Genomic DNA, 8,351 nt, shown 5'->3' with positions numbered 1-8,351 from the left:
GGTGATGCTGCCAACTTACTGATTTAGTGTATGATGGTGTTTTTGAGGTGCTCCAGTGGCTTCTGTTTCTATCAGCTGTCCCTCCTGTTCAGCTACTGACGGGGTGGTGCGTAACGGCAAAAGCACCGCCGGACATCAGCGCTATCTCTGCTCTCACTGCCGTAAAACATGGCAACTGCAGTTCACTTACACCGCTTCTCAACCCGGTACGCACCAGAAAATCATTGATATGGCCATGAATGGCGTTGGATGCCGGGCAACCGCCCGCATTATGGGCGTTGGCCTCAACACGATTTTCCGCCATTTAAAAAACTCAGGCCGCAGTCGGTAACCTCGCGCATACAGCCGGGCAGTGACGTCATCGTCTGCGCGGAAATGGACGAACAGTGGGGATACGTCGGGGCTAAATCGCGCCAGCGCTGGCTGTTTTACGCGTATGACAGGCTCCGGAAGACGGTTGTTGCGCACGTATTCGGTGAACGCACTATGGCGACGCTGGGGCGTCTTATGAGCCTGCTGTCACCCTTTGACGTGGTGATATGGATGACGGATGGCTGGCCGCTGTATGAATCCCGCCTGAAGGGAAAGCTGCACGTAATCAGCAAGCGATATACGCAGCGAATTGAGCGGCATAACCTGAATCTGAGGCAGCACCTGGCACGGCTGGGACGGAAGTCGCTGTCGTTCTCAAAATCGGTGGAGCTGCATGACAAAGTCATCGGGCATTATCTGAACATAAAACACTATCAATAAGTTGGAGTCATTACCCGGTATTTCGATGCTGGGCGTTCCGGAAGAGTTTGGTGGCATCCCGGCAGATTACGTCACACAGATGCTGGCGCTGATGGAAGTTTCAAAATGCGGCGCACCCGCTTTTTTGATCACTAACGGTCAGTGCATTCACAGTATGCGTCGTTTTGGATCCGCTGAACAGCTGCGTAAGACCGCAGAAAGCACCATGGAAACGGGCGATCCAGCGTATGCGCTGGCATTAACCGAACCGGGAGCTGGCTCCGACAACAACAGCGCGACCACCAGCTACACTCGCAAAAACGGTAAGGTCTATCTCAACGGGCAGAAAACCTTTATCACCGGCGCGAAAGAGTATCCCTATATGCTGGTACTGGCCCGCGATCCGGAGCCAAAAGATCCGAAAAAAGCCTTTACGCTGTGGTGGGTCGATTCGAAAAAACCCGGCATTAAGGTTAATCCGCTGCATAAAATCGGCTGGCATATGCTCAGCACCTGCGAAGTTTATCTTGATGACGTCGAAGTGGACGAAAGCGATATGGTCGGAGAGGAAGGCATGGGTTTCCTCAACGTCATGTACAACTTCGAAATGGAACGTTTGATCAACGCTGCGCGCAGTACCGGTTTTGCTGAATGCGCCTTCGAAGATGCCGCCCGTTACGCCAACCAGCGCATCGCATTCGGTAAGCCAATTGGTCACAATCAGATGATCCAGGAAAAACTGGCGCTGATGGCGATTAAAATCGATAACATGCGCAATATGGTGTTAAAAGTCGCCTGGCAGGCCGATCAGGAACAGTCTCTGCGCACCAGTGCAGCGCTGGCAAAACTGTATTGTGCACGTACTGCAATGGAAGTGATTGATGACGCCATTCAGATTATGGGTGGGCTGGGTTACACCGACGAAGCACGCGTTTCCCGCTTCTGGCGTGATGTCCGCTGTGAACGCATTGGCGGTGGTACAGATGAAATCATGATTTACGTCGCGGGTCGCCAAATCCTGAAAGATTATCAGAATAAGTAAGCAGTAATGCTTGCCGGATAGCGCAAATGCGTTATCCGGCACGTGCCAGGTGAATCATATTTCTGGCATCAAACATTCCTGTTCTACAAGGTTATTTTTAAACTGCTTACGATAATCGCTGGGGGTACAACCCACATGCCGCTGAAAGAGTTTGGCAAAGTGATCGACATTTTCATACCCTACCCGCCAGGAAATTTCTGCCAACGAGGACTCCGTATTCGTCAGGGCAAATTTTGCCTCTGTCATTCGCCGCTGAATCACATAATTAATCGGCGAAATACGATACTCCTTAGTAAACTCGTGACAGATATAGCTCACGCTGGCACGAAATTTCTTAGACAACTGTTCCAGCGTAATTTTCTCTCGAAAGTTGTTATTTAAATAAACCAACACATCTTTAATTAAGATATCTTTTTTAATATATCCCTGCTCAGAACGATAAGCATTTTTAAAGTTTTCGTAATATAAAACGGTTAATGCATAAGCGAAGGCGTCATAAGCGGAAGACGTCAGGTTATTCTTGCTCTGCGGGATCATAACACTCAGTTCATTAAAGATACTTTTAATAACCTCTTTGCCCTGGCTGACGTTAATAACCGGACACGAGTGCATCTGCAAGAGTTGGTTCTCCTGCCAGTCGTTAAAACGAAAGCCGTAGAGCGCACAGGTGTAAGTGGTTGCAGGTGCGCTGCTATCGGAAGCAACCGCATGTAACCGCCCTTGTTCTATCACTACGATGTCACCCGCATGTGCGACATACAGCGAAGAGTCGATAATTAGTCTTGCGACACCCTTTTTTACATAGATAAGCTCTGTTTCATTGTCATGAACATGATGACCCGACTCCCAGTTAGGATCATCACTGATGACGAATCGCGAAAATCTCGGGGTTTTTCCCTGTTCAAAAAGGGTCTCCATGGCATTATCAAAACAGCGTTGATACATGACAACCTCCACCGAAAGGCAGTAATTTTGCGGATAATTAATATCGAAAAGTAAAAACGATGAAGACGTTATACAACGTTATTCTGTCCAGGCGAAACAAAATTATTTGCCTCGTCTGCAAGATGACACCTCCAACTTCAGCACGCTGCTCACGCAAATTGTTTTTATTTTAAAATAACAGGAAAGTGTAAATGTTATTAAGTCAGCAATAATAATTTACACACCAGAAACAAAGTGCATGCAGAAACGGATAAAAATATGATCCATTTCTCAAAAAAACGTCTCGATTTTATTTCCATATTTATCACTTTAACACCCGACGTCGTCTTTACGTTCATAAACTCAGCATTCCTAAAGTCCTTTTTTTTGCAAGATTGTTGGGAATGAAAACAGATTGCCCCGTCGAAAACAGTCTCCCTCTGCCGCACACTATTTTCAGTCAATTTTCCCTACTGTTGATGATGTCACTCCCCGTCATCATCCACACGAGAATCACTGGAGATGCCATGAAACTAATAACCTGCTTTAAGTTGGTGCCTGAAGAACAGGACATTGTTGTTACCCCAGAACGTTCGCTTAACTTTGACCGGGCCGATGCCAAAATCAGTCAGTTTGATTTGAATGCAATAGAGGCCGCGACGCAACTTAGTGCGGAAGGTGATGAAATTGTCGCCTTAACGGTTGGCGGCTCGCTACTGCAAAACTCCAAAGTGCGTAAAGACGTACTGTCCCGCGGGCCGGACAGTTTGTTTATGGTGCAGGATCCCCAACTGGAGCATTCATTACCGCGAGACACGGCTCAGGCGCTGGCCTGCGCGGCCAAAAACATTGAATTCGACCTGATGCTGTTCGGCGAAGGGTCTGGAGACATCTACGCCCAGCAGGTTGGCTTACTGGTTGGCGAACTCTTACAACTTCCGGTGATTAACGCCGTCAGCAACATCCAACGTAACGGCGATCGCATTGTGGTTGAACGTACGCTGGAAGACGAAGTTGAAGTGATTGAACTGTCGCTCCCCGCCGTGCTGTGCGTAACCTCGGATATCAACACGCCGCGTATTCCCTCGATGAAAGCCATTCTGGGCGCAGGTAAAAAACCAGTCACACCGTGGCAAGCCAGCGATATTGGCTGGACACCTGCCTCACCGTTAGCAGAACTGGTGAGCCTCACCGTTCCGCCACAAACAGAACGTAAGCACATCATTCTGGAAAATGACTCAGCAGAAGCCATCGCCGAGCTGGCTGAGCATCTGAAAAAAGCCCTGAACTAAGCCCAACAGAGAGAAATTATCATGAGTAAATTAGCTAACGTATGGGTGTTCAGCGATAACGTAGAACGCTATGCAGAATTAATGGCCGGCGCACGCCTGTGGGGTGAACAGGTACACCTTATTGTACAAGGCAACGAACAGGCCAATCAGGTTAAACCTCTGGGTGCCGATGAGATTGTCGTGCTTGAAACAACGTCTGGTTTACAGCGTGTTGAAAATTTCGCCGAGACCATCGCCGCCCTGATACAAGAACATACCGGACTATTGCTGATGCCAGCGACTAAACGCGCTAAATCCCTTGGTGCGCGGTTAAGTATTCAGCTCAATGCAGCGATGGTAAATGACGCCACGTCGGTAACGCTTGATGATGGCTCACTGTTCGCAGAACACCGTATGTACGGTGGCCTGGCATTCGGCAAAGAAAAAATCAAAACAACTCAGGCAATTATCACCCTTGCCCCAGGTGTACTTGAACCGGTAGAGGCTAATGCTTCACATACCTGCCCTGTTGTCTCTGCACCTTACATCGCACCGCACCATGAAATTATGTGCCAGGAACGTCGCGCCAAATCCGTAAGCAGCGTGGATCTCAGCAAAGCCAAACGTGTGGTGGGTGTGGGCCGCGGCCTGGTTGCGCAAAACGATCTGGAGATGGTGCACCAGTTGGCATCTGTACTGGGTGCAGAAGTGGGTTGTTCACGACCGATTGCCGAAGGCGAAAACTGGATGGAACGCGAACGCTACATCGGTGTTTCTGGCGTGTTACTGAAATCGGACCTTTACCTCACCCTCGGCATTTCGGGACAAATTCAGCATATGGTTGGCGGTAACGGCGCGAAAGTCATTGTTGCCATCAACAAAGATAAGAAAGCCCCTATTTTCAATTACGCCGATTACGGACTGGTCGGCGACATCTACAAAGTCGTTCCGGCTCTTATCGAGCATCTCAGCCGCTAACCCCCACATTTAACGCACATATCCCGCTGCCCTCGCAGCGGGAAGGGAGCATAAAGCATGTCAGATGAAAAATTTGATGCCATTGTGGTCGGTGCTGGCGTGGCGGGTACGGTTGCAGGCTACGTGATGGCTCAGGCCGGACTGGACGTACTGGTCATCGAGCGCGGTAACAGTGCTGGTAGTAAAAATATGACCGGCGGAAGACTCTATGCACATAGTCTTGAGCGCATCATGCCGGGGTTCGCGCAGGAAGCGCCGCTCGAGCGTAAAGTCACCCGCGAAAAAATCTCCTTTCTGACCGAAGAAAGCGCCGTCACTCTCGATTTCCATCGTGAAAAAGCTGACGCACCAACGCAGGATTCGTATACCGTTTTGCGCAACAGACTTGACCCATGGCTAATGGATAAGGCGGAACAAGCTGGCGTGCAGTTCATCCCCGGCGTGCGCGTCGATGCCCTGATCCGCGAAGGTAATAAGGTTACCGGAGTTCAGGCCGGTGACGATATCCTGGAAGCCAATATTGTCATCCTTGCCGATGGCGTCAACTCTATGCTGGGGCGTTCCCTGGGGATGGTTCCGCCCTCTTCTGCACATCACTATGCCGTTGGCGTAAAAGAGCTGATCGGCTTACCTCCAGCGGTCATTGCAGATCGCTTCAATCTTTCAGGTAATGAAGGCGCGGCCTGGTTGTTTGCGGGCTCACCGTCTGATGGGTTGATGGGAGGCGGATTTTTGTATACCAACCAGGACTCCATCTCTCTGGGTCTGGTGTGTGGTCTGGGGGATATTGCCCATGCCACAAAAAGCATTCCACAAATGCTGGAAGACTTTAAGCAACATCCAACTATTCGGCCATTGATTGCCGGTGGAGAACTACTGGAATATTCCGCGCATATGGTGCCGGAAGGCGGTCTGGCAATGGTTCCAAAGCTGGTCGATGACGGTGTGATGATCGTGGGCGATGCCGCCGGTTTCTGTTTGAACCTGGGTTTCACGGTGCGAGGTATGGATTTGGCCATCGCTTCCGCAGAAGCCGCTGCCCAAACAGCTATTGCAGCAAAAGAACGCCAGGATTTCTCTGCCAGCAGCCTGATGGACTACAAGCGCGCGCTCGAACAGGGCTGTGTGATGCGTGATTTACAGCATTTTCGCAAGATCCCGGCGTTAATGGAAAACCCACGGCTGTTCACTCAGTATCCGCGTATGGTGGCCGACATCATGAGCGATATGTTCACCGTTGACGGACGTCCAAATCAACCGGTTCGCAAGATGATTATGTCCCACGCAAAACAAATCGGGCTGATGAACTTACTGAAAGACGGTATCAAGGGGGCAACTGCACTATGAATCAGGACAATACCGTTAACGTTGACGTCAAACTGGGCGTCAATAAATTCAATGTCGATGAAGGCCACCCGCACATTATCCTGGCCGAACATCCAGACCTTAATGAATTTCGCAAGCTGCTGAAAGCCTGCCCCGCCGGGCTGTATAAGCAGGATGAGAGTGGAAACATTCATTTTGATTCTGCTGGTTGCCTGGAGTGCGGAACGTGTCGAGTACTGTGCGGCGACACGCTCCTCGACCAATGGGAATATCCGGTCGGAACATTTGGCGTTGATTTTCGCTACGGCTAATGGATTTTGCCTGTAGTACACCGGATCGGCCACGCCGGCCATCCGGTCAGATGTATGCCGAAATCATCCTGGGAATAACTTCATGAGTATCACACTAACGTTTAACGCCGAACGCCGCGAAGTCTGGCGGCAACAGGGTTTATGGGGAGATGCTTCGCTTGGCGATTACTGGAACCAAACAGCCAGAGCCATGCCAGATAAAATCGCCGTGGTTGATAACCATGGCGCTTCATACACCTATGCTGCACTCGACAGCGCGGCCAGCAGTCTGGCAACCTGGTTTTTAGCCTGCGGTATTCAACCCGGCGATCGCATTGCCTTCCAGTTACCGGGCTGGTGCGAGTTTACGATTATCTACCTGGCCTGCCTGAAAATCGGGGCCGTTTCCGTACCGTTGCTGCCAGCGTGGCGTGAAGCAGAGCTGGTATGGGTGCTAAATAAGTGCAAAGCGAAGATTTTTTTCGCACCGACGCTGTTTAAACAGACCCGACCGGTCGATCTGATCCTCCCCTTACAAAACCAGTTGCCGCATCTGCAACAGATCGTTGCCGTGGATAAACTAGCTCCGGCAACGACCTCGCTGGCGCTCAGTCAATTGCTTTTAGCTCCGCCTTTAACCCAGACGATTAATGTTCACGCCGATGAACTGGCGGCAGTGTTGTTTACCTCCGGTACCGAGGGAATGCCAAAAGGCGTAATGCTGACCCACAACAACATCCTTGCCAGCGAGCGCGCCTACTGTGCCCGCCTCAATCTCACCTGGCAGGATGTGTTTTTGATGCCCGCACCACTGGGACACGCTACCGGTTTTCTGCATGGCGTTACTGCACCGTTTTTAATCGGCGCACGCAGCGTATTGTTAGATATTTTCACCCCAACCGCCTGTCTTGAACTGCTGGAGCAACAACGCTGTACCTGTGTGCTCGGCGCAACGCCCTTCGTCTACGACATGTTGTGTAGCATGGAAAAACGACCACGCGATCTCTCATCGCTACGCTTTTTCTTATGTGGGGGCACAACCATTCCACAGAAGATTGCCCGTGACTGCCAGCAGCTCGGCATAAAATTATTAAGCATTTATGGCTCGACAGAGAGTTCACCGCATGCGCTGGTCAATCTCGATGATTCGCTTTCTCGCATGATGAATACCGACGGATATGCTGCTGCAGGCGTCGAAATTAAAGTGGTCGACGAAGCACGCAATACGTTGCCCGCGGGGGTAGAAGGTGAAGAAGCTTCGCGTGGTCCCAATGTGTTTATGGGCTACCTCGATGAACCCGAACTTACCGCCCGCGCGCTGGATCAAGACGGTTGGTATTACAGCGGCGACTTATGCCGAATGGACGATGCGGGGTACATCAAAATCACCGGACGGAAAAAAGATATCATTGTCCGCGGTGGAGAAAACATCAGCAGCCGCGAAGTTGAGGATATTTTATTGCAGCATCCTCGCATTCACGATGCCTGTGTTGTCGCGATGCCGGACGAACGCTTAGGTGAAAGGTCGTGTGCTTACGTGGTCCTAAAACCCCCGCATCATTCGTTGTCGCTGGAATCAGTGGTGGCCTTTTTTAGCCGCAAGCGGGTGGCAAAGTATAAATACCCTGAGCACATTGTGATCGTGGAGAAATTACCGCGCACGGCGTCCGGTAAAGTACAAAAATACCAGCTTCGTCAGGATATTATTCAGCGTTTGAGCGTGGAGAGTATTACAGGATAAAGCGCCGGATGGCGATGCTCACGCATCTTATCCGGCCTACGTTGAAT

7 protein-coding genes and 1 pseudogene are annotated in these 8,351 nt (G+C 50.6%); 7 read left to right on the top strand and 1 reads right to left on the bottom strand.

What is annotated here, in order from left to right; genetic code table 11:
- The first annotated feature begins 55 nt into the window (after positions 1–55).
- Both OGY67_RS14005 and OGY67_RS14000 read left to right on the top strand, forming a co-directional pair.
- Positions 56–753, top strand: a protein-coding gene (locus OGY67_RS14005) for an IS1-like element IS1B family transposase (protein ID WP_095033700.1) whose coding sequence is annotated in 2 segments (ribosomal slippage) — positions 56–305 and positions 305–753 — 699 coding nt in all. Because the reading frame shifts where the segments join, the coding sequence is not laid out codon by codon here.
- 16 nt (positions 754–769) lie between these two features.
- Positions 770–1,774: pseudogene (locus OGY67_RS14000) on the top strand (acyl-CoA dehydrogenase); the annotation flags it as partial.
- Between the two features lie 54 nt (positions 1,775–1,828).
- Here the strand turns inward: OGY67_RS14000 and OGY67_RS13995 are convergent.
- Positions 1,829–2,719, bottom strand: a complete 891-nt coding sequence (locus OGY67_RS13995; RefSeq protein ID WP_008784594.1) for an AraC family transcriptional regulator — start codon at positions 2,717–2,719, stop codon at positions 1,829–1,831.
- A gap of 506 nt (positions 2,720–3,225) precedes the next feature.
- Between OGY67_RS13995 and OGY67_RS13990 the strand changes: the two genes are divergently transcribed.
- The 5 genes from OGY67_RS13990 to fadK all read left to right on the top strand — a co-directional run bounded on the left by OGY67_RS13990 (position 3,226) and on the right by fadK (position 8,304).
- Positions 3,226–3,990, top strand: a complete 765-nt coding sequence (locus OGY67_RS13990; protein WP_020996442.1) for an electron transfer flavoprotein — start codon at positions 3,226–3,228, stop codon at positions 3,988–3,990.
- 21 nt (positions 3,991–4,011) lie between these two features.
- Complete coding sequence (locus OGY67_RS13985) at positions 4,012–4,947, top strand: electron transfer flavoprotein subunit alpha (protein WP_057067844.1); 936 nt, start codon at positions 4,012–4,014, stop codon at positions 4,945–4,947.
- Between the two features lie 57 nt (positions 4,948–5,004).
- Positions 5,005–6,294 (top strand): FAD-dependent oxidoreductase, encoded by a 1,290-nt coding sequence (locus OGY67_RS13980; RefSeq protein ID WP_032943174.1) that lies wholly within the window; start codon positions 5,005–5,007, stop codon positions 6,292–6,294.
- Positions 6,291–6,584 carry a ferredoxin family protein gene (locus OGY67_RS13975; protein WP_286574069.1) on the top strand — a complete coding sequence of 98 codons (294 nt, stop codon included), beginning with the start codon at positions 6,291–6,293 and terminating at the stop codon, positions 6,582–6,584. Before OGY67_RS13980 ends, OGY67_RS13975 begins: the two co-directional genes overlap by 4 nt.
- Before the next feature lie 82 nt (positions 6,585–6,666).
- On the top strand, positions 6,667–8,304 hold the full coding sequence (gene fadK, locus OGY67_RS13970) for a medium-chain fatty-acid--CoA ligase (protein WP_071446893.1): 1,638 nt from the start codon (positions 6,667–6,669) through the stop codon (positions 8,302–8,304).
- Positions 8,305–8,351 lie beyond the last annotated feature (47 nt).

The sequence above is a fragment of the Citrobacter sp. Cpo015 genome, from assembly GCF_030333035.1.
GTDB classification, from domain to species: domain Bacteria; phylum Pseudomonadota; class Gammaproteobacteria; order Enterobacterales; family Enterobacteriaceae; genus Citrobacter; species Citrobacter portucalensis.
This window is presented reverse-complemented; position numbering and strand designations above follow the sequence as displayed.